Origin of the sequence: Mixta tenebrionis (genome assembly GCF_006517625.1) — a bacterium.
GTDB classification, from domain to species: Bacteria; Pseudomonadota; Gammaproteobacteria; order Enterobacterales; family Enterobacteriaceae; genus Mixta; species Mixta tenebrionis.
This window is the reverse complement of sequence record NZ_VHQI01000007.1, coordinates 167,271-192,469: the sequence shown is the minus strand read 5'-3', so window position 1 is coordinate 192,469 and position 25,199 is coordinate 167,271. Positions and strand designations below refer to the sequence as shown.

Sequence of the window (25,199 nt, the reverse complement as noted above, 5' to 3'; positions counted from 1 at the left end):
TATCATAGCGCTGCTATATACAGGCAACCAAAAGTGTAGCTGGTGAAATGAAAACTGCGGGGATAAAAAAGGGGCAGCGCCTGCCCCTTGAGTTGAAGCTACCGCCGCTGGAAAGGGCGGTGAAAAACGTTTACAGACCGGCCGCGTCGCGCAGCTGCTGCGCTTTGTCGGTTTTTTCCCACGGGAAGTGTTCGCGCCCGAAATGGCCGTAGGCCGCGGTTTCGCGATAGATCGGCTGCAGCAGATCCAGCATTTGAATCAGGCCGTAGGGACGCAGATCGAAGAACTCGCGCACCAGCAGCGTCAGCTGCTCGGTGGCGATTTTTTCGGTGCCGAAGGTTTCCACCATGATGGAGGTCGGTTCCGCAACGCCAATGGCGTAAGAGACCTGGATTTCGCAACGATCGGCCAGGCCAGCCGCTACGATGTTTTTCGCCACGTAACGTGCCGCGTACGCCGCTGAACGGTCAACTTTAGATGGATCTTTACCGGAGAACGCGCCGCCGCCGTGACGAGCCATACCGCCGTAGGTATCGACGATGATTTTACGTCCGGTCAGGCCGCAGTCGCCCATGGGGCCGCCGATAACAAAGCGTCCGGTTGGGTTGATGAAATATTTGGTACTGGCGTTCAGCCATGCGGTCGGCAGCACCGGCTTGATGATATCTTCCATTACCGCTTCTTTCAGCGTTTCCTGCGTAACCTCTTCGGAATGCTGGGTAGAAAGCACCACGGCATCGATACCAACGATTTTGCCGTCGTCATACTGGAAGGTTACCTGACTTTTCGCATCCGGACGCAGCCACGGCAGCGCGCCGTTTTTACGCACTTCAGACTGACGCTGCACCAGACGATGCGCGTAGGTAACCGGCGCCGGCATCAGCACGTCGGTTTCGTTGGTGGCATAGCCGAACATCAAGCCCTGATCGCCCGCGCCCTGCTCCAGCGGATCGGTGCGGTCAACGCCCTGATTGATATCCGGAGACTGTTTGCCGATGGCGCTCAGTACGGCGCAGGAGTTAGCGTCAAAGCCCATATCGGAGTGAACATAGCCGATGTCGCGCACGGTCTGGCGGGTGATCTCTTCGATATCAACCCAGGCGCTGGTAGTGATTTCACCGCCAACCAGCACCATGCCTGTTTTCACATAGGTTTCGCAGGCTACGCGCGCTTTGGGATCCTGAGCGAGGATCGCATCAAGCACCGCGTCTGAAATCTGGTCGGCGATTTTATCAGGATGTCCCTCTGATACGGACTCGGAGGTAAAAAGGTGTTTAGCCATTTTATTCGTTACCTTACTAAAACGGTTTAATAAGTCACTGCCTGGTGCAGGAGAAAGGCTTAACCTGACCCGACGCCCCTTCAGGCAAAGCCGTGAGCAGTACAGAAGTTAATCAGTTTAGACGGATTAACATCTGGACGTCCATTTTAGGTTACACCTTCAGCGAATTACCAGTCCTTTTTCTTTCTTGCCGCGCATTTTCTGATTCATCAACCCTGGCAAAATTTCCTGACAGCGATTCCAGAATGCACAATTTGTTTTTGCATTTTAGCGCGTTGAACGGTATAAAACGCGGCTGCTGTTTTCAGCGAAAAAGATAACGCTCGCGCGTTTCACTCATCAGATTGCGATCTGATTTCACCTCAGGCCTTTTTTCCACATGCCCGGCATGTGTGGAGATGATACGAGTAATGAACCAGGCTTTTATCCTTTCTTCCGGTTCGCTCCGCAGCACAGCTGATGTGCGCAGGTCTTTTTCCATTTGTTCTTCCGCCAGCCTTTTTTACCGAAGTTTTTTGTGTTTCGGTAATCATCACGACACGAGCGCAGGTTAACTTGCTACAGTTTTAACTGGCTGCTTTCAGCCCCGCTGAAGGCCGGCTGCGCTTTATTTGTCCCGTAACCTGGAGTTCGGCGACGTGTTTTACACTGAATCTGTACGGCAGAGGCTTAAAGCGGTAAATCAGCATTTTATGCTGGCAACCGCGCCGGGCGGCGGCTTGTTATGGTCGCGCCAAACTGCGATAGTTGTTAATTATTCTGCAACACTGGTTAACGTTGAGGTTCGCGATGTCTGACGACATGAAGAATATCAAGGGTTCGTCAGCAGGCGAACAGGGTGGACTGCGCTCGATGCAGGAGGTGGCGATGAGCGATCAAGATGCCAGCAGAATGCTGCGCACCTATAACATTGCCTGGTGGGGCAACAACTATTACGACGTCAACGAACTGGGGCATATCAGCGTCTGCCCCGATCCGGATATGCCGGAAGTGCGCGTCGATCTCGCCCGCCTGGTAAAAGAACGCGAGGCTGACGGCCAGCGTTTACCGGCGCTGTTCTGCTTCCCGCAGATTCTGCAGCACCGCCTGCGTTCAATTAACGCCGCCTTCAAGCGCGCGCGTGAATCCTACGGCTATCAGGGCGATTACTTCCTGGTTTACCCCATCAAGGTTAACCAGCATAAGCGCGTGATTGAATCGCTGATCAACTCCGGCGAACCGCTGGGGCTGGAGGCGGGTTCGAAAGCTGAGCTGATGGCGGTGCTGGCGCACGCGGGCAAAACGCGTACGGTCATCGTCTGTAACGGCTATAAAGATCGTGAATATATCCGTCTGGCGCTGATCGGCGAGAAGATGGGCCACAAGGTTTACCTGGTGATTGAAAAAATGACCGAGGTAAAACTGGTGCTGGAAGAGGCGGAGCGCCTGAACGTGGTGCCGCGTCTCGGCATCCGCGCGCGTCTGGCTTCGCAAGGCTCCGGCAAGTGGCAGTCGAGCGGCGGCGAGAAATCGAAATTCGGCCTTTCCGCCTCGCAGGTATTGCAGCTGGTGGAAATTATGCGCAACGCCGGACGTCTCGACAGCCTGCAGCTGCTGCACTTTCACCTCGGTTCGCAGATGGCGAATATTCGCGATATCGCGACCGGCGTGCGTGAATCGGCGCGCTTCTATGTCGAACTGGCGAAGCTGGGCGTACATATTCACTGCTTCGACGTCGGCGGCGGCCTCGGCGTGGACTATGAGGGCACGCGTTCGCAGTCCGACTGCTCGGTAAACTACGGCCTGAACGAATATGCCAACAACGTTATCTGGGCGATTGGCGACGCCTGCGAGGAGCACGGCCTGCCGCATCCGACGGTAATAACCGAATCGGGCCGCGCGGTGACCGCGCACCATACGGTGCTGGTTTCTAATATTATCGGCGTGGAGCGTAACGAGTTCAGCACGCCCAGCGCGCCAGAAGAGGATGCGCCGCGCCCGCTGCTCAGCATGTGGGAAACCTGGCAGGAGATGCATGAGCCGAACACGCGCCGTTCGCTGCGCGAGTGGCTGCACGACAGCCAGATGGATCTGCACGATATTCATACCGGCTATTCGCAGGGCACCTACGATCTCGGCCAGCGCGCCTGGGCGGAGCAGCTCTATCTGAGCATCTGCCACTATATCCAGCAGCATCTGGATCCCAGCAACCGCGCCCATCGGCCGATTATCGATGAGCTGCAGGAGCGCATGGCGGATAAAATTTACGTCAACTTCTCGCTGTTCCAGTCGATGCCGGATGCCTGGGGCATCGATCAGCTGTTTCCGGTGCTGCCGCTGGAAGGGCTGAACAAAAAGCCGGAACGTCGCGCGGTGCTGCTGGATATCACCTGCGACTCCGACGGCACCATCGATCATTACGTGGACGGCGACGGCATCGCCACCACCATGCCGATGCCGCAGTACGACGCGGATAATCCGCCGATGCTCGGCTTCTTTATGGTTGGCGCCTATCAGGAAATTCTCGGCAACATGCATAACCTGTTCGGCGATACCGAGGCGGTGGACGTCTACGCCTTCCAGGACGGCAGCGTGGAAGTGCAGCTTTCCGACGAAGGGGATACGGTGGCCGATATGCTGGAGTATGTGCAGCTGAATCCGCAGGAGCTGCTGGATCTGTTCCGCACTCAGGTTAAACAGACCGAGCTTGACGAAGAGCTGCGCGCGCAGTTCCTCGAAGAGTTCGAGGCGGGCCTCTACGGCTATACCTATTTAGAAGACGAATAAGCGACGATGCGGCGGCGGGCGTCAAAAAATGCCGTTGCCGCCGCGCCGCCGCGCAGCGATAATCGCCGCAGAATACCCATCAATCCCTTCCTCGTCGGGTTTAACGACGCGGAGGGGATTTTTTTTCATCTGAACAGCATGTCGGCCTCGCCGCCATAAACAGAGGGAGTTGCTATGAATAACACCAACGCCTTAGGCCATCAGTACGATAACTCGCTGGTTTCCAACGCCTTCGGCTTCCTGCGTCTGCCCGTCAATTTCCAGCCTTACGACAGCGATGCTGAGTGGGTCATTACCGGCGTTCCTTTTGACGCTGCCACCTCAGGACGTCCGGGCAGCCGTATGGGGCCGGGAGCGATTCGTCAGATCTCCACCAACCTGGCGTGGGAAGGCTGTCGCTGGCCGTGGGATTTCGATCTGCGCCAGCGTCTGAACATCATTGACTGCGGCGATCTGGTTTACGCCTTCGGCGATTCGCAGGATTTGAGCGATAAGCTGCAGGCGCACGCGGAAAAATTGCTGGCCAGCGGCAAGCGGATGCTGACCTTCGGCGGCGATCACTACATCACGCTGCCGCTGCTGCGCGCCCACGCGAAGCACTTCGGCAAGATGGCGCTGGTGCATTTCGATGCCCACACCGACACCTACTCCAACGGCCCGACCTTCGACCACGGCACCATGTTCCATCATGCGCCGCAGGAAGGATTGATTGCGCCGGAACGTTCGGTACAGATCGGCATTCGCACCGAATTTGATAAAAATCTCGGCTATCAGGTGCTGGATGCGGCGCAGGTTAACGATCGCGGCGTGGATGATATCCTGGCGCAGGTAAAACAGATCGTCGGCGATATGCCGGTTTACCTGACTTTCGATATCGACTGCCTCGATCCGGCGCATGCGCCAGGCACCGGCACGCCGGTTATCGGCGGTCTGACTACCGACAAGGCGCTGAAGCTGATCCGCGGCCTGCAGGGGTTAGATATTGTCGGCATGGATCTGGTTGAGGTGGCGCCGGGCTACGATCAGTCCGATCTTACCTCGCTAGCGGCAGCGACCATCGCGCTGGATATGCTGCACGTACAGGCGGTGAATAAGGCGAATAAAGGCTAATTTCTGGCGCCGCTGCCTGCTGCCGTGCGGCGGCGCCCGGTTATTTCACTGCGATTATTCTGAGGATTATCTTAATTTACCGCCTTAACCTGTGCCGCGCCGCCTGATATTAAAAGGCATATTAATATTGCTGTCGGCGGCATAAGGCGCAACCAGAACTTTATATCCTCCGCTCTTTTCCCCAGAGCAATAACCGGCTGTCGCTGCCGCTTTGGTAATATCGTCTCTCTTTTTCCCATGCCGCCGGTTTTATTTTTCTCGCCGTTCTCGCTTTTTATTATTTAACCCTCATTGCTAATAGTTACTAGTGTAAATTGGTTAACAGGTGAAACTCTCTGTTTTATAAGTAAAAATTTATTTTTCGTTTCACCAGTGAAACCTTATTTCACCGCGCTGATTATTCCGTTGCGGAATTTTACTGCGCCGGGATATTTATTTTTTCCGCCGCTTTTCGTGATCGTCACCACAATCGGTTAATTAAAAGTAATCGTTTTAACAAAATATTTACTTTAACCCTTGACGAAACCTTCACCGCTTTTATATTGGCCGTATTAAATAAGAAACAAAGTTTCATATATGAAACAAAAGCCTGGAGGATCGCGATGAGCTGGATAGGCGTATGTAATACAGAACAGGTGCAGGAAGATTTTCCCTGGGGCGGCGTAGTGGCCGGTAAAGAGATCGGCATTTATCTGGTGGACGGCGAATATTACGCGCTTGAAGATATTTGCCCTCATGCCTACGCGCTGCTGAGCCAGGGATTCGTCGAGGATGGCAAAGTCGAATGTCCGCTGCATGAGGCGGTGTTCGATCTGAAAACCGGGCAGTGCCTGCACGGGCCGGGCGGGCGTAGCCTGCAGCGCTATCCGCTGCGCATCGACGGGGAGCAAATCCAGATCGCCTTTATTGAGGAGAGCGTTTCATGAGCACAGCCCTGGAGTTCAACCCGGCGCTGCCGGAAAGCCGCCAGTTCACGCCGCCGAAAGAGGGCGGCAACGGCACCATTCACAAGCCGGGCGCCTATCAGAACCTGATTTGGCAAACGCGCAGCCGCGCGCCGGAGAGCTGGGAGCTGGCGCTAATCGCGCAGCTGGAAGAGCTGTTCGAGCAGGGCGCGGAAACGCTGCCGGCGCTGGTAAGCGGCTTAAACGCGCACAAAATGTATGACCAGCAGGGCGAAGCGTGGAGCGAAGCCAGCTTTCAGGCATTTTTACAGGCTAACGGCTACTGAGGAGGAAGGCGATGACGACGGCAGTTCAACACTATCTCGATAAGGGCTTGCGCGGTCTGTGGTATCCGGTGCTGGCGAGCTGGGAAGTTCAGTCGGCGCCGGTTGGCATCACCCGTCTCGGTGAGCAGATCGTGGTATGGCGCAATCAGGATGGTCAGGTGCAGGCGCTGGAAGATCGCTGCCCGCATCGCGGCGCCCGCCTGTCGATGGGCTGGAACCTCGGCGATCGCATCGCCTGCTGGTATCACGGCGTAGAAGTCGCCGGCGACGGCGAGGTAAAAAGCGTGCCCGCGGTGGATCGCTGCCCGCTGGTGGGGCAGCAGTGCGTGCGCAGCTATCAGGTGCAGGAAGCGCACGGCGCAATATTCCTCTGGTTTGGCGTCACTGCAGAACATCAGCCGGATGCGCTGAGCTTTCCGCAGGAGCTGGCGGATAGCGAAAGCTACAGCCATTTCCTCTGTACCGCCGCCTGGCAGTGCAACTACCAGTACGCGCTGGAAAACGTTATGGACCCGATGCACGGCACCTATTTGCACTCCTCCTCGCACTCGATGGCGGAAGGCGATCGCCAGGCGGAAATGGTGCTGCAGCCGACGCAAACCGGTTTCATCTTCGAGAAAAAAGGGCAGAGCGGCGTCAACTTCGACTGGGTGGAGCTGGGCATCAGCGGCGCCTGCTGGATGCGCCTCTCTATCCCTTACAAAAAGCGCTTTGGGCCGGGCGGTCACTTCTGGATCGTCGGCATGGTGGTGCCGGAAGATAACGATCGCTGCCGGGTGTTTTTCTGGCGTATCCGCCGCGTGCAGGGCTGGCAGCGCGATCTCTGGCGCTTTATCTACCGCAACCGACTGGAAAAACTGCACTGGGAGGTGCTGGAGCAGGACCGCGTGGTGCTGGAAAACCTCGCGCCGGAGGCGCGTGAACATGAATATCTTTATCAGCACGATGTCGGCCTGTCGCGCCTGCGCCGCATGATGCAGAAGGCGGCGAAAGAGCAGCTGGCGCAACGCGAAGCGCAGCAGGGAGCCGCCTGATGAGCGGCCTGCTGCAGGATAAACGTATCGTGATTACCGGCGCCGCGCGCGGGCTGGGCTACGCCTTCGCTGCGGCGTGCGCAGAGCAGGGCGCGCGCGTGGTGATGTGCGACATCCTGAAAGGCGAGCTGGCGGAAAGCGCCCAGCGTCTGCGCCAGGCGGGGCATCCTGTAGAGACGTACCAGATCGATCTGGCCGACGGGCGCCAGATTGAACGCGCCTTTGCTGCGATTGGCGCGCAGGGCGCGATTGATGGCCTGGTGAATAACGCGGCGCTGGCGACCGGCGTCGGCGGCGAAGATATGTTTGATTATGACCCGGCGCTGTGGGATCGGGTGATGACGGTAAACGTTAAGGGCACCTGGCTGGTGACGCGCGCCGCCGTACCGCTGATGCCGCCCGGCTCCGGCATTGTTAACCTGGCGTCCGACACCGCGCTGTGGGGCGCGCCGCGCCTGATGGCCTATGTCGCCAGCAAGGGCGCGGTGATCGCCATGACGCGCTCGATGGCGCGTGAGCTGGGGGCAAAACGCATCCGTATCAACGCCATCGCGCCGGGCCTGACCCGCGTTGAAGCGACGGAATATGTGCCGGCGGAGCGCCACCAGCTGTATGAAAACGGGCGCGCGCTGAGCGGCGCGCAGCTGCCGGAGGATGTCACCGGCAGCGCGCTGTGGCTGCTGAGCGATCTGGCGCGTTTTGTTACCGGGCAGCTGATTCCGGTCAACGGCGGCTTCGTCTTTAACTGACTATTGCGGAGGCGCTATGGCGAATCAGCAGGAGATTAAATATCTGGTGCCGGGCCTGGAGCGCGGCCTGCAGCTGCTGCTGGCGTTTGGCGGACAGCACCGCGAACTGACCTTCGCCGAGCTGCACCGGCTGGTGGATATGCCGAAGGCGACGGCGTACCGCGTGGTGCAGACGCTGGAGTATATGGGCTTTCTGCAGCGTAACCCGCGCACCAGCACCTTTGCGCTGGGGATGAACGTGCTGCGGCTGGGGTTTGAATATATCGCCTCGCTGGATGTGGCGCAGGTGGGACAGCCGGTTATCGAACAGCTGCGCGACAGCAGCGAGTGCAGCAGCCATCTGGCGATCCGCGACGGGCGCGACATCATCTATATCGCCCGCGTCAGCGCCGCCGGTTCGCGCATCAACCAGGTCAGCATCGGCACCCGTCTGCCGGCACATTGCACTTCGCTGGGGCGCATGCTGTTGACCGATGTGACGCGCGCCGAGTTCGAACAGCTCTTTCCGCAGGAGCGGCTGCCGGGCAACGCGCCCGATCGGCTGGATAACCGTGAAACGCTCTGGCAGATGGTGCAGCAGGATAAAGCGCGCGGCTATGTGATTGGCGAATCCTTTTTCCGCCACGGCATCTCCTCCATTGTCTATCCGGTATTTAACCGCAGCGGAGGCGTGGCGGCGGTAGTGAGCATTCTGGTGCCGTCGGGAGAGGTGCCGCACAGCGCGCGCGAGCGGCTGCAAAATGAGGTGCGCCTCGCGGCGGATAAAATCTCTGGCTTGCTGGGTTATTTGTCAAAAGCCAGTTAATTCAATCGGTTAAAAACAGGCGCTTCACTGCGTCGGGCAATCTCTACGCCCAAATCCGGGCGACTGAACGGTAAAGAGGCAACCAATGCGTGTAACGGGAATTGAAAAGCTGGAGTTTGGCGTTGATAACCTGAGCCACTGCGCCAAATTTATGGGTGATTTCGGCCTGACCAGAGATGCCAGCGGGCATCAATTTACCACGCTCAGCGGGGCGCGCCTGGAGCTTAGCCCCATTGACAGCCCCGATCTGCCCCCGGCGTTTGAGCCGGGCAACACGCTGCGCCGTATGACCTGGGGCGTGGCCGATCGTGCGGCGCTGGAGGCGCTGCGGCCAAAGCTGGCGCAGCAGCCCGGCTTTCGCGCCACGGAAGAGGTGCTGGAGTGCCGCGATCCTAACGGTATGACGCTGCGTATCCAGGTGACGCAGCAGACGGCGGTACAGCTTAACGTCGAGCCGATTAACCAGTGGGGCGATATGCGCCGCGTGGACAGGCCCAGTCCGGTTTACGACCGCGCCGAGCCGATTAATATCGGACACGTAGTGTTTTTTGTAGAGGAGCTGGCGGCGGTAGAGGCGTTCTATCGCGATATCCTCGGCTTTCAGGTTTCCGATCGCTACGTTAACCGCGCCGTTTTTCTGCGCACTCAGGCGCGCGGCGGCCATCATAATCTGTTTCTGCTCCAGCTGCCGAATCGTAAGCGCGGGCTGAACCACGTCGCCTTTACCGTGCGCGATATACATGAGGTGATCGGCGGCGGCATTGCGATGAACAAAAACCACTGGAGCACCTTTATCGGGCCGGGCCGCCATCCGGTCTCCTCCGCCTACTTTTGGTACGTCAACAGCCCCACCGGCGGCGCGTTCGAATACTACACCAACGACGATTATCTGACGGAGAACTGGCGCGCGCGCGAGCTGGAGCATTCGCTGGTCTCCTTTACCGAATGGGCGGTGGAGGGCGGCATCGATCACGATACCCGCCGCCAGCAGAAAAAGCCGGAGGCGGTATGACGGCGCGCATCGTGATTATCGGCGGCGGCCAGGCGGGCGGCTGGGCGGCGAAAACCCTGCGCGACGAAGGCTTTCGCGGCGAGATCGCGGTAGTGGCCGATGAACCCTGGGATTTCTATGAGCGCCCGCCGCTCTCCAAGCGCGCGCTGCTGGAGCCGGATGCCGCGCTGCCGCGCCTGTTCAGCGTCGAAGCGCAGCAGGCGCTCGATCTGCGCTGGTATCGTCCGCTGCGCGCGGAAGCGATCGATCGCGTTGCGAAAAGCGTGCTGCTGAGCAACGGCGAGCGGCTGGCCTATGACCAGCTACTGATCGCCACCGGCGGTCAGGCGCGGCTGCCGGACGCCGCCTGGCGACAGCATCCGCAGGTCTACACGCTGCGTCACTGGCAGGATGCGCAGCGGCTGAAAGCCTGCCTTGCCCGTACGCAGCGGCTGGCTATCGTCGGCGGCGGCTGGATCGGGCTGGAGATCGCCGCCTCGGCGCGCCGCAGCGGCGTGGCGGTCAGCCTGTTTGAGCAGCAGCCGGCGCTCTGCATGCGCTCGGTAAACGCTGAGGTTTCGGCGGCGCTGCATCAGCTGCACCGCGCGCAGGGCGTGGATATCCGCTGCGGCTGCGGCGCGCTGGAGCTGGAGGATGAGGGCGGCAGGCCGGTAATACAGTGCGACGGGCAGCGTGAGCCGTTTGATGCGGTGGTGGTGGGTATCGGCGTCGAGCTGAATCTGGCGCTGGCGCAGCAGGCCGGGCTGGCTATCGGACGCGGCATCGTGGTTGACGCGCAGGGCCGAACGTCCGATGCGGCTATTTTCGCCGCCGGCGACGTGGCGCAGCATCCGCGCTATGGCATCTCGCTGCAGTCATGGGCGTTTGCGCAGAATCAGGCTATCGCTGCCGCCAGAGCGATGCTGAACGCGGCGGCGCCCGGCTATGACGATATTCCGTGGCTCTGGTCAGATCAATATCAGCACAACATCCAGATTCTCGGCGTTCCGCAGCCCGGCAGCCTTAGTCGGGTGCGCCAGACGCCGCAGGGCAATCTCTACTTTTCCCTCGGCGCCGACGGCGTGCTGAACCAGCTGGTGGCGTTTAACGATGCGCGCGCCGTCAGGCTGGCGAAACGCTGGATGGCCGCCGGGCGCGATCTGTCGCAGGCGCCGCTGGAGGATCCCGCGTTTTCGCTGATGTCGCTGCGTTGAAGATGGCTTAACCCGCAGGGGGAAATATGACCACATTTGAGACAAACACCGCGTCCACAGCGACCGGCGGTGAGGATAGCTGCACGCCGGAAAAACCGATTCGCTGGGCAATCCCGCTGGCGCTGCTGGCCTGCGTGCTGCTGGCCTTCTTCGATAAGATCAGCATCGCCGCGCTCTTTTCCGATGCGCGTTTCCAGCAGGCGATGGGCATCGATTTCGATACCACGCGCCTCGGCATCCTGATGAGCGCCTTTCTGCTGAGCTACGGTTTTTCCTCGGTGTTGCTAAGCGGCCTGGGCGACCGCATTGCGCCGCTGCGCCTGCTGAGCGGCATGATGGCGGCGTGGTGCGTACTGATGGTGCTGATGGGGTTAACCCATAACTATGCGGTGATGGTAACGCTGCGCATCCTGCTGGGCGTGGCGGAAGGGCCGCTGTTTCCGCTGGCGTTCGCTATCGTGCGCCACACCTTTCCGCAGCGGCTGCAGGCGCGCGCCACCATGCTCTGGCTGCTCGGCACGCCGGTGGGCGCCGCTATCGGTTTCCCGCTGTCGCTGTGGCTGCTGAACACCTTCGGCTGGCAGAGCACCTTTTTTGCTATGGCGCTGTTAACCCTGCCGGTGCTGGCGCTGGTACGCAGCGGCCTGCGCGGTATTCGCCTGTCGCCCGCCGACCGGGCCGCCATTCCGCCACCGGCGCGCCGCGCCGCGCGTCGTCAGCTGCTGGTCAGCGCCCATTTCTGGATGATCTGCATTTTCAATATCGCTTTCCTGACCTACCTGTGGGGCATCAACGGCTGGCTGCCCGGCTACCTGATTAAGGGCAAAGGCATTCATCTTGAACATGCGGGCTGGCTCTCTTCCATGCCCTTTATCGCCATGCTGATCGGCGAGGTGCTGGGCGCCTGGCTGTCGGATCGCGTTAACCGGCGCGCCGCCGCCTGCTTTATCGCGCTGGCGGGCGCGGCGCTGGGGCTGGCGGCGGTGATGCAGCTCAGCACGCCGCTGGCGGTAATCGCCGCGATGAGCTTCAGCACCTTTATGTGGGGCACCGGCGCGCCAAATATCTTCGCGCTGCTGGCGAAAGCGACCCATCCGCACGTCAGCGCGACGGCGGGCGGCATCTTTAACGGGCTGGGCAACTTTGCCGGCGCGCTGTCGCCGGCGGTGATGGGGGCGTTGATCGCCGCTACGCAAAACATGGATTCCGGCCTGATCTTTCTGACCATTATGGCGGCGCTGGGCTGCGTTCTGCTGCTGCCGCTGCTGACACGTTACTGAGGAGATAATCATGAGTGATACCACCCTGAATCCAGGCATCAAACCGGCGCACCTGACCATGGAAGAGTGGGTCGAATCGCGCATCGCCCGCTTCGAGGGGCGCAAATATGACTGGAACGCGCTGAAGTTTCAGGCCGATTACGATGCCAAATACCGCCGCGCCCAGATGCGCTATATCGGCACCGGGGCGACCGGCGTAGCCAGCGACAGCAACACCGTGCCGGCGGAGCATTTCACCTTCTCCACCATGGTGCTGCCGGCGAAGTGCGAAGGGCCGCTGCATCTGCATGACGATGTGGAAGAAGTGTTCTTTATGCTGAAAGGCACCATCACGCTGATGATCAAGGATGGCGATAACTACCTGGAAACCATCCTGCGCGAGCGCGATTTGATCTCCGTGCCGGCGGGCATCTACCGCGGGCTGTTCAACCACGGCGAAGAAGAGGCGCTGATGTGCGTCATGCTCGGCACGCAGAAGCCGCACATTCCTACCTACCCGCAAGATCATCCGCTGGCCAGCGTTAAACGTAGCTAAGGAGGCGCGATGACCGACTGGCTTGAGCAGGGGAGCGGCGCGGCGCTGACGCTGTTGCACGGCATCAGCTCCGGCGCTGCCGCCTGGCATAAACAGCTGGCGCTGCCGGGTTGCCGCGTAGTGGCCTGGGAGATGCCCGGCTATGGCGTCAGCCCGCCGCTGACGCAGGAAAAGGCGCTGGCGGGCGACTATGCGCAGGCGCTGGCGGCGCTGTTGGATCGTCAGGGCGTGCAGCGAACGGTGCTGGTTGGGCATTCGCTCGGCGCGCTGGTTGCCGCCGCCTTTGCCGCGCGCTTTCCAGAACGCGTTATCGCGCTGGTGCTGGCCGATCCGGCGCAGGGCTACGGCGCGGCGGATGCGGAGCGGCGCGAGCAGGTGTGGCGCAGCAGAGAGCAGCAGATAGCGCTGGGCGGCGAGACGCTGGCGCAGACGCGCGCCGCCAGGCTGCTGCGGCCCGATGCCAGTGCGGAGGATATCGCCACCGTCGCCAGCGGCATGCGGCGGCTGCGCGCCGAAGGATTCCTGGCCGCCGCCTGGATGCTGGCCCATGACGATATCCATCGCTGGCTGAGCCGCTGGAACAAGCCGTTTGAAGTCTGGTGCGGCGCGCAGGACAGCATTACGCCGCCTGCCCAGGCCAGGGCGCTGGCGCAACGCTACGGCATGCGCTGCCGGCTGATTCCTGACGCTGGTCACGCCAGCTATCTCGATAACGCGGCGCAATTTAATCAACAGCTGTTAAGGGTAATGGAAGAGGTGCGGAATGAAGGCACAGATTGAAGAGCGCGTGGCGGTGGTCACCGGCGGTTCATCGGGCATCGGCTTTGAAACGCTGCGCCTGTTGCTGGGCGAGGGGGCGAAGGTGGCCTTTTGCGGACGCGATCGGGATCGGCTGGCCAGCGCGCAGGCGGCGCTGCTGAACGAATATCCGCAGGGCGATATCTTCGCCTGCTGCTGCGACGTATTGCAGGAAGATCAGGTGGCGGCGTTCGCTGAGGCGGTACAGGCGCGCTTTGGCGCCGCCGATATGCTGATTAACAACGCCGGCCAGGGCTATGTGGCGCACTTTGCCGCTACGCCGCGCAGCGCCTGGCTGCATGAGGCGGAGCTGAAGCTGTTTGGCGTAATCAATCCGGTTCAGGCTTTCTTGCCGCTGCTGGAACGCTCCGATATCGCCTCCATTACCTGCGTCAACTCGCTGCTGGCGCTGCAGCCGGAGGAGCACATGATCGCCACCTCGGCGGCGCGCGCCGCGCTGCTCAATATGACGCTGACGTTATCTAAAGAGCTGGTGGGCAAAGGGATCCGTGTTAATTCCATTCTGCTGGGCATGGTGGAGTCGGGGCAGTGGCGGCGGCGCTTTGCAGACCGCAGCGATAAGCAGCAGAGCTGGGGCGAGTGGACGGCGGATATCGCTCGCCGGCGCGGTATTCCGATGCAGCGGCTGGGGAAACCGCAGGAGCCGGCGCAGGCGCTGCTGTTTCTCGCCTCGCCGCTCGCCTCGTTTACCACCGGCGCGGCGCTGGACGTTTCCGGCGGCTTCTGCCGCCATCTGTAAGGAATCACGATGAAAAAGATCATGCTGATCGGCTATGGCGCGATGGCGCAGGCGGTGCTCGAACGCTTGCCTCCGCAGGTCTCTGTCGGCTGGATCGTGGCGCGGGCGCATCATCATGCGGCGATCCGCGCGCGCTTCGGCAACCATGTGCAGCCGCTGCTGCTGCCGCAGGATTGCGCGCAGGCGCCCGATCTGGTGCTGGAGTGCGCCAGCCAGCAGGCGGTGGCGCAGTATGGCGAGGCGATTCTGCATCGCGGCTGGCATCTGGCGATTGTCTCAACCGGCGCGCTGGCGGATGCTGCGCTGCAGCAGCGCCTTGAGCACGCCGGAGGCAGGCTGTCGCTGCTTGCCGGCGCGGTGGCGGGTATTGACGGGCTGGCGGCGGCGAAAGAGGGCGGCCTGCAGCAGGTCACCTATCGGGCGCGTAAAAACCCGCTCAGCTGGCGCGGCAGCTACGCGGAACAGCTTATCGATCTGCACGCCGTCAGCGAGGCGCAGATCTTTTTTGAGGGCAGCGCCCGTGAAGCGGCGCGGCTGTTTCCCGCCAACGCCAACGTGGCGGCGACTATCGCGCTCGGCGGCATCGGCATGGATGACACCCGCGTCCAGCTGATGGCCGATCCGGCCACGCGGCGCAATACCCACACGCTCTATGCGCAGGGGCTGTTTGGCGAGTTTCACCTTGAGCTGAGCGGATTGCCGCTGGCAAACAATCCCAAAACCTCCACTCTGGCGGCGCTTAGCGCGGTACGCGCCTGCCGCGAACTGACGCAGCGCTGAAGGGGAATGCGATGAAAGAACAACAGATTTTTATCGGCGGCGTATGGCGATGCGGCGGCGGCGCGCCGATGCAGAGCCATTTTCCGGCGGACGGCACGCTTAACGCCGCCCTGAATGCCGCCAGCCTGAGCGATCTCGAAGAGGCGGTGGCCAGCGGCGAACGCGCCTGGCGCCACCCTGACTGGCGCAACAGGCTGCCGCACCAGCGCGCGCAGATCCTGCATCGCGTCGCCGATCTGATCGAGGCGCGACTGGATGAGCTGGCGCAGCTGCAAAGCCGCGATAACGGCAAGCCGCTGGCGGAAACCCGCGCTCTGGTGATGAGCGCGGCGGGCACGGCGCGCTATTTCGCCGCCGCCTGCGAACTGCTGGAAGGGGAACTGCCGACGCCGCGCCAGCCGGAGCTGCTGACCTTCAGCCGCTACGAGTCGTTGGGCGTGGTGGCGGCGATTACGCCGTGGAATTCGCCCATCGCCAGCGAAATGCAGAAGGTGGCGCCCGCCATCGCCGCCGGCAACGCGGTGATCCTGAAACCGGCGGAGGCCACGCCATTGATGGCGCTGGAGCTGGCGCGTCTGTTTGAGCAGGCGGGACTGCCCGCCGGGCTGCTGAGCGTACTGCCGGGCAAAGGCTCGCTTATTGGCGATGCGCTGGCGCGCCATCCGCTGGTGCGCAAAATCTCCTTTACCGGCGGCACCGCCACCGGACGCTATCTGGCGCACGTGGCGGCGGAAAAGCTGATTCCCGCCTCGCTGGAGCTGGGCGGCAAATCTCCCACCATCGTGCTGGAGGATGCCGACATCGAGCAGGCGGCGCGCGGCATCTGCTACGGCATTTTCAGCTCCGGCGGCCAGGCCTGCATCGCCGGTTCGCGCCTGTTTATTCAGCAGCGGATCTATCCGGCGCTGATGGCGCGCCTGCTGGAGCTGACGCGCGCGCTGCGCGTCGGCCACCCCTTTGCCGCCGGTACGCATATCGGTCCGCTGATTAGCGCGCAGCATCGTCAGAGCGTAATGGAGTATGTGCAGCTGGCGCAGCGGGAGGGCGGCACGCTGCTGTGCGGCGGCGAGATCCCGGCCGATCCGGCACTGGCGGCGGGCAGCTATTTTCAGCCGACCATTATTGCAGGTCTGGATAACCGCGCCCGCGTCTGTCAGGAGGAGATCTTCGGCCCGGTGCTGGTGGCGATGCCGTTCAGCGATGAAGCGGATCTGATCCGCCAGGCGAACGATTCGATCTACGGGCTGGCGGCGGGGATCTGGACGCGCGATACCGGGCGCGCCCTGCGCCTGAGCGAGCAGCTTGAGGCGGGAACGATCTGGATCAACACCTATAAAGTCTTTGCCGTCTCCACGCCGTTTGGCGGTTTTAAACAGAGCGGGCTGGGCCGCGAAAAAGGCATTCAGGGCCTGAAAGCCTGGATGCAGCAAAAAAGCGTTTATCTGGCGACAGGTAATGGCGTGAACCACTGGTGCGACTAACAGGAAAGGTGAGCAATGAGCGAAATGATTACCGTGGGCGAAGCCATCGCCAGGACTCTTGAGCAGTATCAGGTTGACGCCCTGTATGGCGTGATTTCCATCCACAATCTGCCGATCGCCGACGCTATCGGCCAGCGTGAACGGATCCGCTTCGTTCCGGCGCGCGGCGAGGCGGGCGCGGTCACCATGGCGGACGCCCACGGGCGCTTTTCCGGCCTCGGCGTGGCGCTGACCAGCACCGGCGCCGGCGCGGGCAACGCGGTGGGCGCGCTGGTAGAGGCGATGAACGCGGGCACGCCGCTGCTGCATCTGACCGGGCAGGTGGAGAAGGCCTGGCTGGATGCCGATAGCGGCTTTATTCATGAAACCCGCGATCAGCTGGGCTTTCTGCGGGCCGCCTCGAAGCGCGCCTGGCGCGTCAGCAGCGCCGGTCAGGCGGTGGCGATCCTGCATAAAGCGATTCAGGAAGCGCAGACGCCGCCCTGCGGCCCGGTTTCCGTGGAGATACCGATCGATATTCAGAGCAGCCTGATTCCTGCCGCGCTGGTTACCGCGCCGCTGGCGCCGCTGTCCGGCGCGGCGCCGGATGCGGCCCAGGTAGAGGCGCTGTGGCGTCAGCTGAAAGCGGCAAAACAGCCGCTGCTGTGGCTGGGCGGCGGCGCGCTGCACGCCGGCGAGGCGGTGCGGAAGCTGGCGGATGCCGGGATAACGGTGATCTCCAGCACCCACGGGCGCGGCATCCTGCCCGATGCGCATCCCGCCAGCCTGCGCGCCTTCCATAATTCGCCCTCGACGGAGGCGCTGATCGCCCGCTGCGATCTGACGCTGGTAGCGGGATCGCGCCTGCGCAGCAACGAAACCCGTTCCTGGACGCTGGAACTGCCGACGCCGCGTATCCAGATCGATATCGATGCGGCGGCGGCCAGCCGCAACTATCTGATGGACGCTACGCTGATCGCCGACTGCGCCGCGCTGCTGGGCGCGCTGGCGGAAAAAGCGCAGGGGCGCGAATGGGGCGACGCGCGCTGGGATACTCAGGTGCGGCAGGCGGTGGCGCAGGCGGAGCAGGAGCTGCGCCAACAGTGCGGCGTCTACGCGCAGCTTAGCGACGCCATCGATCGGGCGTTGCCGGCGGACGGCATTCTGGTGCGGGATATCACCGTGTCGGGCAGCCTGTGGGGCAGCCGCTTATTCCGCGCTCACGGCCCGCTGTTGAATATTCATTCGCTGGCGGGAGCGATTGGCATGGGGCTGCCGATGGCGATCGGCGCCGCGCTCGCTAATCCGCAGCGCAAGGTGGTAGGGCTGGTGGGCGACGGCGGCCTAAGCCTCAACCTCGGCGAGCTGGCGACGCTGGCGCAGGAGCGGGCCAACGTTACGCTGCTGGTGATGAACGATGGCGGCTACGGCGTAATGCGCGGCATTCAGGATAAATATTTTGGCGGCCGGCAGTATTACAACGAACTGCATACGCCCGACTTTACCCGGCTGGCGCAGGCGGTCGGCCTGCAGGCGTGGCGGGTAGAGGCGGCGGCGGAGTTTCAGGCGGCGATGACCGAAGCGCTGGCGACCTGCGGGCCGTCGGTGGTGGAAATCCGTATGGATAAAATCGGCGCGCTGCGTTTTGCCGGACCGCCGCAAAAAACGCTGTACTGACTGGTGCAGGGCAGGGAGAGCGGCAGCGTGCGGAAAATAATTGACCTGCCGGCGGCTGAAGGGAGCATTGGCTGGCTGGCTGGCTGGCGGATTCAGGGAGGCGGGCAGCCTCCCTGAACGCTTATTTATCAGCGGCGATGCGCGCTTTGATATGCTCGGCGCGTGATTCCGAAGAGGGATGTGAATCAAACATGCTGCTCTGCTGGCTGCCTTCCAGCTTCGCCAGTTTTTCAAAGCTGGTGACCAGGCCATTCGGATCGATGTTGCGTTTTTTCAACAGATCGTAGGAGTAGTCATCCGCCTGCGACTCCTGGGTTTGGGAGAACTGCGCGTTGATCAGCTTCTCGCCGAGATCGCCCAGCTGGGACTGCGACAGCGTTGCGGCAATGCCGCCCACCGAGGCTGCGGCGGTGCGCGCGGCGGTAGTGGCATAGGCCAGCTGCATCGCCTTACGCGAGTGGCCCAGCGCGACGTGGCCCATTTCATGGCCCAGCACCGCTTCGACTTCATTATCGCTCATCATATCCATCAGCCCGCTATAGACGCGGATACAGCCGTTCGCCATCGCCCAGGCGTTAACGTCTTTAGTGACGTAAACCTTGTAGTTAGCCGGCGTGCCGTTGATGTTGTTGCCCAGCGCCGCGGCGATTTTATCCAGGCGTTGCTGATATTTGCTGCCGGCCTGGGCAATCTGCGCTTCGCTATCCATCTGCTGACAGGATTGCTCACTCAGGGTTTTCACCTGCTCGTCGCTAAGGGTTGCGGCCTGGAAGGCCTGCGCGCCGGACTGCATCAGCGCGGCGCTGTCGAAATTCTGGCAGCCGGAGAGTAACGTCGCGACGGAAAGCGCGGCAAAACAAGTGCGGATTTTCATTCCTTTCTTATCCTTTAAAACAGTAACAGGGCGGTAAAAAAACAGTAACCTGATAAAAATGCGCGCGGCGATTTTTTCAGTAGCACCCTTTATAACGCTTTCGCTAAATAAAGCCCAGCGGGCAAGGGAGAATGCCCTGTCAGCCCCCGATAATTTGCTGTTTACACCATGTACTTTTACCCCGCTTTTCATGTACATTGTGGGCGACTTTCCTTTGGCTTTGCCTGATAACTCATTCATTACAATAGGTTAAGGACGGCGAAGCATCATAATCCGACCTGGAGTAAAACATGTCTTCTCGTAAAGAGCTTGCCAACGCTATTCGCGCTTTAAGTATGGATGCTGTGCAGAAAGCGAAATCTGGTCATCCGGGCGCTCCAATGGGTATGGCGGATATCGCTGAAGTACTGTGGCGTGATTATATGAACCATAATCCGTCCAACCCGCAGTGGGCAGATCGCGATCGCTTCGTCCTCTCCAACGGCCACGGTTCTATGCTGATCTATAGCCTGCTGCACCTCACCGGCTACGATCTGCCGATGTCCGAGCTGGAAAACTTCCGTCAGCTGCACTCCAAAACGCCGGGCCACCCGGAATACGGCTATACCGCCGGCGTGGAAACCACTACCGGCCCGCTGGGGCAGGGCATTGCTAACGCAGTAGGCATGGCGATCGCTGAGCGTACGCTGGCCGCGCAGTTTAACCGTCCCGGTCATGATATCGTCGATCACCATACTTATGTCTTTATGGGCGACGGCTGCATGATGGAAGGCATCTCACATGAGGTGTGCTCGCTGGCCGGTACGCTGAAGCTCGGCAAGCTGATGGCGTTTTATGATGACAACGGCATCTCCATCGACGGTCATGTGGAAGAGTGGTTCAGCGACGATACCGGCGCCCGCTTCGAAGCTTACGGCTGGCACGTGGTGCGTAACGTAGACGGTCATGATGCGCAGGCGATTAAGCAAGCGATCGAAGAAGCGAAAGCGGTAACCGATAAGCCTTCCCTGTTGATGTGCAAAACGGTGATCGGCTTTGGTTCGCCAAATAAGGCGGGGACGCACGATTCGCACGGCGCGCCGCTGGGTGAAAAGGAAGTCGAGCTGACCCGCAAACAGCTGGGCTGGGAATATGCGCCGTTCGTTATTCCGCAGGAAATTTACGCCGCGTGGGATGCGAAGGAAGCCGGGCAGGCGAAAGAGGCGGCATGGCAGGATAAATTCAACGCTTACGCCCAGGCTTATCCGGAGCTGGCGGCTGAGTTCACCCGCCGCATGAGCAATGAATTGCCGGCGAACTGGCAGCAAGAGTCGCAGAAATTTATCGAGCAGCTGCAGGCGAATCCGAACAAAATCGCCAGCCGTAAAGCTTCGCAAAACGCTATTGAAGCCTTCGGCAAGCTGCTGCCGGAGTACCTGGGCGGCTCCGCTGACCTGGCGCCGAGCAACCTGACGATGTGGTCCGGTTCAAAAGGCATCAACCAGGATGCGGCGGGCAACTACATCCACTACGGCGTGCGCGAATTCGGCATGACCGCTATCGCTAACGGTATCGCGCTGCACGGCGGCTTCCTGCCTTACACCGCTACCTTCCTGATGTTTGTGGAATATGCGCGTAACGCGGTGCGGATGGCGGCACTGATGAAAATTCGCCAGATAATGGTCTATACCCATGACTCCATCGGCCTGGGCGAAGATGGCCCGACGCATCAGCCGGTTGAGCAGATGGCCAGCCTGCGCGTTACGCCGAATATGAGCACCTGGCGTCCGTGCGATCAGGTTGAGTCCGCCGTGGCGTGGAAATACGCTATCGAGCGTAAAGATGGCCCGACCGCGCTGATCTTCTCCCGTCAGAATCTGGAGCAGCAGCCGCGTACCGCCGGCCAGCTGGCAAACGTTGCGCGCGGCGGCTACGTATTAAAAGATTGCGCAGGCCAGCCGCAGCTGATCCTGATCGCTACCGGTTCTGAAGTTGAGCTGGCGGTAGCGGCCTGGGAACGCCTCAGCGCGGAAGGCTATCGCGTGCGCGTGGTTTCCATGCCGTCCACCGACGTGTTTGACAAACAGGATGAAGCTTACCGTGAAGCGGTGCTGCCGAAAGCGGTAAGCGCGCGCGTGGCGATCGAAGCGGGCATTGCCGATTACTGGTACAAATATACCGGCCTGAACGGCGCCATTATCGGCATGACCACCTTTGGCGAATCAGCGCCTGCCGACCAGCTGTTCAAGCTGTTTGGCTTCACCGTGGATAACGTAGTGGCTAAAGCGAAATCCATTCTGTAACGGCGTGGGATTCGTCGGGTTGCCCGATGAATCCCCGATGCGTTAATGGCGCCCTGCCTGTTATTTGCGGCAGGCGCCATTAGTAAGGTATTTATTAACTAATACGATGTGAATTAATATCCTGGCGGGATAGCTAATTACTCCAAATTACATTTTGTCCTGTACGTTATCTAATACCTGCTGGATCATGGTTAATTTTTCTGCGCCGCTCTCTTTGTTAACCGTTTTATGCTCCGCCATCTCTTTTTTAGCCCCGGCGGGTTTCGATACCCCATAAAAACGCCCGTTTTTATTAATTGAAAGATCGTCGCTTTCAATGGTGCCGTCCATCAGGCCGTTGGCATTGATTTCTACAACGGCGCTGGCGCACAGGCCTTTAACCTTGCCATCCACCACTACTTTAGCCGCAAAGATTTCGCCCTCTACCACTCCCTGTCCCAGCACGTATACCGTTTTTTCCGCCATAATTTTGCCGTCGACAGAACCGTTAATTTTCATATCGCCGGAGGCTTTTATTTCGCCGTTAATATGGCAGCTGGATGGAATAATCGTCGCCTCGCGATCGACTACTATAGCTGCAGAAACTGATTCTTTATTCGTTGGTGCCGGCGGTGGTTCCGGATAAATAATGCTTTCCGGTTTTTCAGGTTCATAATTACTTTCCGGGAAATTATCTTTTCGTTTAAACATAGTCAGTCCTTTGTCTGATTTCAGGGTGCGAATTAAAAATAATGTAATGAAAAAGGCAATAACCGTTAGCGCTATTATTGCCAGCCAGGTTAATAGCTCCCACGCATTCGCCCACTCAAGGCAATAGGCCAGCAGCGCCACAGCCCAGGACAACCAGATGCCCCAAAGCAGGTTGTAGTTCATAACGTCCTTTTAAAAGAACCAGGAAAGGTCAATATCAAGCCGTCCAGGCTTTTCTTTTCAACCTGTAGATAACGACCGCCTCCAGGCATTCTGTCGCCTTTGCATGGCGCGACAGGCTGACGCCGACGGCGGAACGGCGCAGCCTTTTGTATTCTACGCCGCAAGCTAAAGGTAAAAAAGAATCCATAAAGGCAAATTACCTTACAATGACGCCGCTCTGCAACTGTGCCAACCACGCTAACTTTTATGCAAAATTGTGATCTATGTCAGAATTTTGTTTTAAGGGTTGATCGCTGTCATTTTAATTATTCCTTGTAACGAATATTCTCGCTGAAGCGTTTCAGTAAAACGATTTCCTCTGCGACTTGTGCAGAGCGGCAGCGGATTTTTCCTCTGTACAAATCGCAGCGGCTGGCTCAGGCTATTGGCACGTTTTTATCAGGTTGTGACGCAGGAGAATTATGGCCCTTCGCGTAGCGATTAACGGCTTTGGACGCATTGGACGCAGCGTATTACGCGCGCTGTATGAAACCGGGCGCCGGGCAGAAATGAACGTCGTCGCCATTAATGAGCTGGCGGAGTCCGCCGGTATGGCGCACTTATTGAAATATGACACCAGCCATGGCCGTTTCGCCTGGGAGGTGCGTCAGGAACGCGATCTGCTGTGGGTAGGCGAAGACACTATTCGTTTGCTGCATCAGAAAAATATCGCCGATCTGCCGTGGCGTGAGCTGAATGTCGATCTGGTGCTGGACTGTACCGGCATCTGGGGCAGCCGGGCCGATGGCGAAGCGCATCTGCAGGCGGGCGCGAAAAAAGTGCTGTTTTCTCATCCCGGCGGCAACGATCTCGACGCCACCATCGTCTACGGTGTGAACGAAAGTACGCTTAAGCAGGCCGATCGCCTGGTTTCCAACGCCTCCTGCACTACAAACTGTATTATTCCGATTATCAAGCTGCTGGATGACGCGTTTGGCATTGAATCCGGCGCCATCACTACCATCCATTCCGCGATGCACGATCAGCAGGTTATTGACGCCTATCACCGCGATCTGCGCCGTACGCGCGCCGCCAGCCAGTCTATTATTCCGGTAGATACGCGGCTGGCGGCGGGCATCGGCCGCATTCTGCCGCAGTTTGCCGATCGTTTCGAAGCGATCGCCGTGCGCGTGCCGACGATTAACGTGACGGCGATGGATCTGAGCGTAAGCGTACGCGCGGCGGTGACGGCCGGCGAGGTGAACGCCGTGCTGCAAAATGCCTCAGCGGGGGCTTTTAGTGGTATAGTTGACTATACGGAAATACCGTTAGTCTCGATCGATTTTAATCACGATCCGCATAGTGCCATAGTGGACGGCACGCAAACGCGGGTCAGCGGTCAACACCTGATTAAGACTTTGGTCTGGTGTGACAACGAGTGGGGCTTCGCTAACCGGATGCTTGATACTTCCTTAGCGATGGCCGCATGCGGTTTCAGGTAAGACGCGGATGCGTCTGACAAAACTTATGAGAATCAACGAGAGGGTTCACCATGTCTGTAATTAAGATGACCGATCTGGATCTTGCTGGTAAACGCGTTCTGATCCGCGCCGATCTTAACGTGCCGGTAAAAGAAGGGAAAGTGACGTCAGATGCGCGTATCCGCGCTTCCCTGCCGACCATCGAAGCCGCCCTGAAACAGGGTGCGAAAGTGATGGTGACGTCGCACCTGGGACGTCCGACCGAAGGCGAATACAACGAAGAATTTTCGCTGCTGCCGGTGGTTAATTACCTGAAAGATAAACTGAACGGCACCAGCGTAACGCTGGCGAAAGATTATCTCGACGGCGTGGAAGTGGGCGCCGGCGAACTGGTTGTGCTGGAAAACGTCCGTTTCAACAAGGGCGAAAAGAAAGACGACGAAACCCTCTCTAAAAAATATGCCGCGCTGTGCGACGTTTTCGTTATGGACGCCTTCGGCACCGCGCACCGCGCGCAGGCTTCTACCCACGGCGTGGGCAAATTTGCTCCAGTCGCCTGTGCCGGCCCGCTGCTTTCCGCCGAGCTGGAAGCGCTGGGTAAAGTGATGAACAATCCGGCCCGTCCGCTGGTAGCGGTGGTTGGCGGCTCTAAAGTTTCCACCAAGTTCGACGTGCTTAACTCGCTGGTGAAAATTGCCGACACCGTGATCGTCGGCGGCGGTATCGCTAACACCTTTGTTGCTATCGACAATAACGTAGGTAAATCGCTCTACGAACCAGACTTCGTTGAAGCGGCGAAAGGGCTGCGCGATCAGTTCGGTATTCCGGTACCGACCGACTCCCGCGTCGGCACGGAATTTTCTGAAACTGCTGTCGCCACGGTGAAAAAAGTTAACGAAGTCGCCGATAACGAAGAGATTATGGACTTCGGTGACGAAACGGCGCAGGCGATGGCGAAAATGCTGAAAGAAGCGAAAACCATCCTGTGGAACGGCCCGGTAGGCGTGTTCGAGTTCCCGAACTTCCGTAAAGGCACTGAAATCATCGCTAACGCCATCGCTGATAGCGAAGCGTTCTCTGTAGCTGGCGGCGGCGATACGCTGGCGGCGATCGATCTGTTCGGCATTGAAGATAAAATTTCCTATATTTCAACCGGCGGCGGCGCATTCCTGGAATTCGTCGAAGGCAAAAAACTGCCGGCGGTTGCTATGCTGGAAGAGCGCGCTAAACAGTAAGTT

Annotated in this window: 23 protein-coding genes; 19 read left to right on the top strand and 4 right to left on the bottom strand. The window is 59.7% G+C overall.

Features of this window, described 5'->3' with window-relative positions:
* Positions 1-130: 130 nt before the first annotated feature.
* Both metK and FKM52_RS21715 read right to left on the bottom strand, forming a co-directional pair.
* A complete protein-coding gene (gene metK, locus FKM52_RS13235) occupies positions 131-1,282 on the bottom strand; it encodes a methionine adenosyltransferase (RefSeq protein ID WP_141176646.1) in 1,152 nt (383 codons plus the stop codon).
* A 304-nt stretch (positions 1,283-1,586) separates the two neighbouring features.
* Positions 1,587-1,763 carry a hypothetical protein gene (locus tag FKM52_RS21715; protein ID WP_160249718.1) on the bottom strand — a complete coding sequence of 59 codons (177 nt, stop codon included), beginning with the start codon at positions 1,761-1,763 and terminating at the stop codon, positions 1,587-1,589.
* A gap of 308 nt (positions 1,764-2,071) precedes the next feature.
* On the opposite strand from FKM52_RS21715, the gene speA reads away from it, so the two are divergent.
* The 16 genes from speA (at position 2,072) to FKM52_RS13155 (ending at position 18,472) form a co-directional block, all read left to right on the top strand.
* The gene (speA, locus tag FKM52_RS13230) at positions 2,072-4,048 is read left to right on the top strand and encodes a biosynthetic arginine decarboxylase (RefSeq protein WP_141176645.1); all 1,977 of its coding nucleotides are present in this window, start codon (positions 2,072-2,074) and stop codon (positions 4,046-4,048) included.
* Positions 4,049-4,222: 174 nt separating this feature from the next.
* Positions 4,223-5,158, top strand: a complete 936-nt coding sequence (gene speB / locus FKM52_RS13225) for an agmatinase (protein ID WP_141176644.1) — start codon at positions 4,223-4,225, stop codon at positions 5,156-5,158.
* Between the two features lie 602 nt (positions 5,159-5,760).
* Positions 5,761-6,084: a Rieske (2Fe-2S) protein gene (locus tag FKM52_RS13220; protein WP_141176643.1), complete on the top strand. Its 324-nt coding sequence runs from the start codon at positions 5,761-5,763 to the stop codon at positions 6,082-6,084.
* The gene (locus tag FKM52_RS13215) at positions 6,081-6,389 is read left to right on the top strand and encodes a recombinase-like helix-turn-helix domain-containing protein (RefSeq protein ID WP_141176642.1); all 309 of its coding nucleotides are present in this window, start codon (positions 6,081-6,083) and stop codon (positions 6,387-6,389) included. Before FKM52_RS13220 ends, FKM52_RS13215 begins: the two co-directional genes overlap by 4 nt.
* Before the next feature lie 11 nt (positions 6,390-6,400).
* Entirely contained in the window at positions 6,401-7,423 is a 1,023-nt protein-coding gene (locus FKM52_RS13210) for an aromatic ring-hydroxylating oxygenase subunit alpha (protein ID WP_141176641.1), read from the top strand.
* Entirely contained in the window at positions 7,423-8,172 is a 750-nt protein-coding gene (locus FKM52_RS13205; RefSeq protein ID WP_141176640.1) for an SDR family oxidoreductase, read from the top strand. Before FKM52_RS13210 ends, FKM52_RS13205 begins: the two co-directional genes overlap by 1 nt.
* A gap of 16 nt (positions 8,173-8,188) precedes the next feature.
* The gene (locus FKM52_RS13200; protein WP_141176639.1) at positions 8,189-8,977 is read left to right on the top strand and encodes an IclR family transcriptional regulator; all 789 of its coding nucleotides are present in this window, start codon (positions 8,189-8,191) and stop codon (positions 8,975-8,977) included.
* Positions 8,978-9,062: 85 nt separating this feature from the next.
* Positions 9,063-9,989 (top strand): VOC family protein, encoded by a 927-nt coding sequence (locus FKM52_RS13195; RefSeq protein ID WP_141176638.1) that lies wholly within the window; start codon positions 9,063-9,065, stop codon positions 9,987-9,989.
* On the top strand, positions 9,986-11,182 hold the full coding sequence (locus FKM52_RS13190; protein WP_141176637.1) for an NAD(P)/FAD-dependent oxidoreductase: 1,197 nt from the start codon (positions 9,986-9,988) through the stop codon (positions 11,180-11,182). The genes FKM52_RS13195 and FKM52_RS13190 overlap by 4 nt, the downstream gene beginning before the upstream one ends.
* A 26-nt stretch (positions 11,183-11,208) precedes the next feature.
* Positions 11,209-12,462 (top strand): MFS transporter, encoded by a 1,254-nt coding sequence (locus FKM52_RS13185; RefSeq protein ID WP_141176636.1) that lies wholly within the window; start codon positions 11,209-11,211, stop codon positions 12,460-12,462.
* 10 nt (positions 12,463-12,472) lie between these two features.
* Positions 12,473-12,997, top strand: coding sequence for a cupin domain-containing protein (locus tag FKM52_RS13180; protein WP_141176635.1), 525 nt, complete (start codon positions 12,473-12,475; stop codon positions 12,995-12,997).
* A 9-nt stretch (positions 12,998-13,006) separates the two neighbouring features.
* Positions 13,007-13,777 carry an alpha/beta fold hydrolase gene (locus FKM52_RS13175; RefSeq protein ID WP_141176634.1) on the top strand — a complete coding sequence of 257 codons (771 nt, stop codon included), beginning with the start codon at positions 13,007-13,009 and terminating at the stop codon, positions 13,775-13,777.
* Positions 13,761-14,555 (top strand): SDR family oxidoreductase, encoded by a 795-nt coding sequence (locus FKM52_RS13170; protein WP_141176633.1) that lies wholly within the window; start codon positions 13,761-13,763, stop codon positions 14,553-14,555. The genes FKM52_RS13175 and FKM52_RS13170 overlap by 17 nt, the downstream gene beginning before the upstream one ends.
* A gap of 9 nt (positions 14,556-14,564) precedes the next feature.
* The gene (locus tag FKM52_RS13165; protein WP_141176632.1) at positions 14,565-15,335 is read left to right on the top strand and encodes an aspartate dehydrogenase; all 771 of its coding nucleotides are present in this window, start codon (positions 14,565-14,567) and stop codon (positions 15,333-15,335) included.
* A gap of 11 nt (positions 15,336-15,346) precedes the next feature.
* Positions 15,347-16,816: an aldehyde dehydrogenase gene (locus FKM52_RS13160; protein ID WP_141176631.1), complete on the top strand. Its 1,470-nt coding sequence runs from the start codon at positions 15,347-15,349 to the stop codon at positions 16,814-16,816.
* 15 nt (positions 16,817-16,831) lie between these two features.
* Positions 16,832-18,472: a thiamine pyrophosphate-binding protein gene (locus FKM52_RS13155; RefSeq protein WP_141176630.1), complete on the top strand. Its 1,641-nt coding sequence runs from the start codon at positions 16,832-16,834 to the stop codon at positions 18,470-18,472.
* Positions 18,473-18,593: 121 nt separating this feature from the next.
* Here the strand turns inward: FKM52_RS13155 and loiP are convergent, their stop codons facing one another.
* Positions 18,594-19,346, bottom strand: a complete 753-nt coding sequence (gene loiP / locus FKM52_RS13150) for a metalloprotease LoiP (RefSeq protein ID WP_141176629.1) — start codon at positions 19,344-19,346, stop codon at positions 18,594-18,596.
* A gap of 290 nt (positions 19,347-19,636) precedes the next feature.
* On the opposite strand from loiP, the gene tkt reads away from it, so the two are divergent.
* Positions 19,637-21,628 carry a transketolase gene (gene tkt / locus FKM52_RS13145; RefSeq protein ID WP_141176628.1) on the top strand — a complete coding sequence of 664 codons (1,992 nt, stop codon included), beginning with the start codon at positions 19,637-19,639 and terminating at the stop codon, positions 21,626-21,628.
* Positions 21,629-21,775: 147 nt separating this feature from the next.
* On the opposite strand, the gene FKM52_RS13140 is transcribed toward tkt, so the two are convergent.
* Entirely contained in the window at positions 21,776-22,318 is a 543-nt protein-coding gene (locus tag FKM52_RS13140; RefSeq protein WP_160249726.1) for a bactofilin family protein, read from the bottom strand.
* 644 nt (positions 22,319-22,962) lie between these two features.
* Between FKM52_RS13140 and epd the strand changes: the two genes are divergently transcribed.
* Positions 22,963-23,982, top strand: a complete 1,020-nt coding sequence (gene epd, locus FKM52_RS13135) for an erythrose-4-phosphate dehydrogenase (RefSeq protein WP_141176626.1) — start codon at positions 22,963-22,965, stop codon at positions 23,980-23,982.
* Positions 23,983-24,032: 50 nt separating this feature from the next.
* The gene (gene pgk / locus FKM52_RS13130; protein ID WP_141176625.1) at positions 24,033-25,196 is read left to right on the top strand and encodes a phosphoglycerate kinase; all 1,164 of its coding nucleotides are present in this window, start codon (positions 24,033-24,035) and stop codon (positions 25,194-25,196) included.
* The last annotated feature ends 3 nt before the right edge of the window (positions 25,197-25,199 follow it).

Coding starts and splice junctions, on each gene's coding strand:
- FKM52_RS13165 (WP_141176632.1), top strand. CDS start 14,565: ATGAAAAAGATCATGCTGATCGGCTATGGCGCGATGGCGCAGGCGGTG.
- FKM52_RS13200 (WP_141176639.1), top strand. CDS start 8,189: ATGGCGAATCAGCAGGAGATTAAATATCTGGTGCCGGGCCTGGAGCGC.
- FKM52_RS13185 (WP_141176636.1), top strand. CDS start 11,209: ATGACCACATTTGAGACAAACACCGCGTCCACAGCGACCGGCGGTGAG.
- FKM52_RS13210 (WP_141176641.1), top strand. CDS start 6,401: ATGACGACGGCAGTTCAACACTATCTCGATAAGGGCTTGCGCGGTCTG.
- speA (WP_141176645.1), top strand. CDS start 2,072: ATGTCTGACGACATGAAGAATATCAAGGGTTCGTCAGCAGGCGAACAG.
- FKM52_RS21715 (WP_160249718.1), bottom strand. CDS start 1,763: ATGGAAAAAGACCTGCGCACATCAGCTGTGCTGCGGAGCGAACCGGAA.
- FKM52_RS13155 (WP_141176630.1), top strand. CDS start 16,832: ATGAGCGAAATGATTACCGTGGGCGAAGCCATCGCCAGGACTCTTGAG.
- FKM52_RS13160 (WP_141176631.1), top strand. CDS start 15,347: ATGAAAGAACAACAGATTTTTATCGGCGGCGTATGGCGATGCGGCGGC.
- FKM52_RS13205 (WP_141176640.1), top strand. CDS start 7,423: ATGAGCGGCCTGCTGCAGGATAAACGTATCGTGATTACCGGCGCCGCG.
- epd (WP_141176626.1), top strand. CDS start 22,963: ATGGCCCTTCGCGTAGCGATTAACGGCTTTGGACGCATTGGACGCAGC.
- metK (WP_141176646.1), bottom strand. CDS start 1,282: ATGGCTAAACACCTTTTTACCTCCGAGTCCGTATCAGAGGGACATCCT.
- FKM52_RS13170 (WP_141176633.1), top strand. CDS start 13,761: ATGAAGGCACAGATTGAAGAGCGCGTGGCGGTGGTCACCGGCGGTTCA.
- FKM52_RS13140 (WP_160249726.1), bottom strand. CDS start 22,318: ATGTTTAAACGAAAAGATAATTTCCCGGAAAGTAATTATGAACCTGAA.
- FKM52_RS13190 (WP_141176637.1), top strand. CDS start 9,986: ATGACGGCGCGCATCGTGATTATCGGCGGCGGCCAGGCGGGCGGCTGG.
- FKM52_RS13175 (WP_141176634.1), top strand. CDS start 13,007: ATGACCGACTGGCTTGAGCAGGGGAGCGGCGCGGCGCTGACGCTGTTG.
- FKM52_RS13180 (WP_141176635.1), top strand. CDS start 12,473: ATGAGTGATACCACCCTGAATCCAGGCATCAAACCGGCGCACCTGACC.
- tkt (WP_141176628.1), top strand. CDS start 19,637: ATGTCTTCTCGTAAAGAGCTTGCCAACGCTATTCGCGCTTTAAGTATG.
- FKM52_RS13195 (WP_141176638.1), top strand. CDS start 9,063: ATGCGTGTAACGGGAATTGAAAAGCTGGAGTTTGGCGTTGATAACCTG.
- FKM52_RS13215 (WP_141176642.1), top strand. CDS start 6,081: ATGAGCACAGCCCTGGAGTTCAACCCGGCGCTGCCGGAAAGCCGCCAG.
- loiP (WP_141176629.1), bottom strand. CDS start 19,346: ATGAAAATCCGCACTTGTTTTGCCGCGCTTTCCGTCGCGACGTTACTC.
- pgk (WP_141176625.1), top strand. CDS start 24,033: ATGTCTGTAATTAAGATGACCGATCTGGATCTTGCTGGTAAACGCGTT.
- speB (WP_141176644.1), top strand. CDS start 4,223: ATGAATAACACCAACGCCTTAGGCCATCAGTACGATAACTCGCTGGTT.
- FKM52_RS13220 (WP_141176643.1), top strand. CDS start 5,761: ATGAGCTGGATAGGCGTATGTAATACAGAACAGGTGCAGGAAGATTTT.